We start from the raw sequence: 2373 nt of genomic DNA, 5'->3' as shown, positions 1-2373 counted from the left end.
AGAATTTACATCCGCTCATTTTTCTTTTCTCCTTTTTTCGATAATTACAAATTACAATCAATTAATTTAAGTAAAATATAGCATGTTTTATAAAAAATGTCAATAGTTTAATTTAAATTAAAATCAATTAAATTAATAAAAATAAAAAATATATTGAAACTAATAAAAAATAAAATATAATTATTTTAGTAAGTTAAAAAATTTAATTTAAATTTAATTTAAGGAAAATAAATGTTTGATTCTCCCGTAATTTTAGCTTTATTCGGCGGAATAATAACTTGGACTTTTACGAGTTTGGGTTCGGCTTTGGTGTTTATTTTTTTCTCCGAAATCAAACCTAAAGTTTTGGCGACTATGTATGGATTTGCGGCGGGCGTAATGACTGCGGCAAGTTTTTGGTCTCTGCTCGCTCCATCAATAGAATTATCTTCAAAAATGGATTTGCCTAAATGGATTATTCCCGTTTTCGGATTTTTGCTCGGAAGTTTTTTTATTTGGATATTGGATAAAGTTATGCCTCATATTCATATAGTTAACGGACATGAAGAAAAAGAAGGTCCAAAAGTTCAATTATCGAAAAGCATATTATTATTTCTTGCGATAACATTGCATAATATTCCCGAAGGTTTGGCTGTCGGAGTTACTTTCGGAGCTTTTTCTATAGGACAAAGCGGAATAACTTTAGCCGCAGCTATGGCTCTTACTCTCGGAATAGGTTTGCAAAATTTTCCCGAAGGCGCCGCGGTTTCGTTGCCGTTAAAAACTTCTGGATTTTCAAAATTAAAAGCTTTTGCGTTAGGCTCTCTATCGGGATTGGTAGAACCTTTGGCTGCCGTAATCGGAGCATTAACCGTCACAAAATTGACTTTGATTTTACCCGCAGCTTTGTCTTTTTCCGCTGGCGCTATGATTTATGTCGTTATAGAAGAACTTGTTCCCGAAGCGGTTGCTGACGAGCATAATCACTTTGGAGTTTTCGGTTTTATATTCGGTTTCGCCGTAATGATGATTTTGGATATAGCCTTGAATTAATTTAATAATAAAATAATCTATTATAAAATTTAATTTCATAATCAATAATTGAAAAATATCGCTATATATTATAAAATACATGAAAAATTATTTTTATTTAAATGTTTAAAACTCGTTTAAAATTGGGGGAATAAATGAAACATACTTTAGGCGGTAGTTATAATCCTAAAAATATTGAAGAAAAATTATATTGCTTTTGGAAAGAGAGCGGATTTTTTCATGCCGAAATCGATAAAAACAAAGAGCCTTATTCCATAATTATTCCTCCGCCAAATGTCACGGGCGTTTTGCATATGGGACATGGATTAAACAACACTTTGCAAGATATATTAATTAGATTTCATAGAATGTCTGGCAAATGCGTTTTATGGATGCCAGGAACCGACCATGCTGGAATTGCCACTCAAAATGTAGTCGAAAGAAGACTAAAAAAAGAAGGCAAAAATAAGCATGATTTGGGAAGAGAGGATTTCGTCAAATTAACTTGGGAGGTGGCAAACGAACATCATTCGATAATAATCAAACAGCTTGAAAAAATAGGTTGCTCATGCGATTGGGAGAGAGAAAGATTTACGCTTGACGAAGGATTGAGTAACGCTGTTAGAGAGGTTTTTGTCGAACTTTATAATCAAGGATTAATATACAGAGGAAAATATTTAATAAATTATTGTCCGAGTTGCGGAACTGCGCTTGCAAACGATGAAGTGGAACATGAAGAAATTTCGGGAGCTTTATATCATGTAAAATATAAAATCGAAGGAAGAGACGAGCATATCGAAGTCGCCACAACTCGCCCCGAAACTATACTAGCCGATGTGGCGATTGCCGTTCATCCCGAAGACGAAAGATATTCTCATTTGGACGAAAATACGATTTTAATACTTCCTATAGTCGGCAGAAAATTAAAACTCATAAAAGACGTTTATGTCGATAAAGATTTTGGAACGGGCGCTTTGAAAATAACTCCCGCTCATGACCCGAACGACTTTGCGATAGCCCAAAGGCATAATTTGGAAATAATAAATATTCTTGGGTCCGATGGAACATTCAACGAAAATACTCCGAAAAATTATCAAGGAAAAACGGTTAAAGAAGCGAGAGATTTGATAATAAAAGAATTGGAGAGTTTAGGTGCATTTTTGGGAAAAGAAAATATAAAGCATCAAGTGGGACATTGTTATAGATGCCATAATCCAGTCGAGCCTTATTATAGCGACCAATGGTTTGTAAAAATGAAACCTTTAGCCGAAGAAGCGTATAAAGTGGTTAATAACGGACAAATAAAAATTTATCCAGAAAGATGGATTAACACTTATAACCATTGGATGAACGATATAAGAG

The 2373-nt window shown here is 33.8% G+C and carries 2 protein-coding genes; both read left to right on the top strand.

Annotated elements, in window-relative coordinates; translation table 11 throughout:
* The first annotated feature begins 231 nt into the window (after window positions 1-231).
* On the top strand, window positions 232-1032 hold the full coding sequence (locus tag EZH24_RS10385) for a ZIP family metal transporter (RefSeq protein WP_137999058.1): 801 nt from the start codon (window positions 232-234) through the stop codon (window positions 1030-1032).
* Between the two features lie 134 nt (window positions 1033-1166).
* On the top strand, window positions 1167-2373 hold a 1207-nt coding region (locus EZH24_RS10380), incomplete at its 3' end, for a class I tRNA ligase family protein (protein ID WP_153227235.1).

This window comes from Brachyspira catarrhinii, assembly GCF_005518285.1.
GTDB classification, from domain to species: domain Bacteria; phylum Spirochaetota; class Brachyspiria; order Brachyspirales; family Brachyspiraceae; genus Brachyspira; species Brachyspira catarrhinii.
This window is presented reverse-complemented; position numbering and strand designations above follow the sequence as displayed.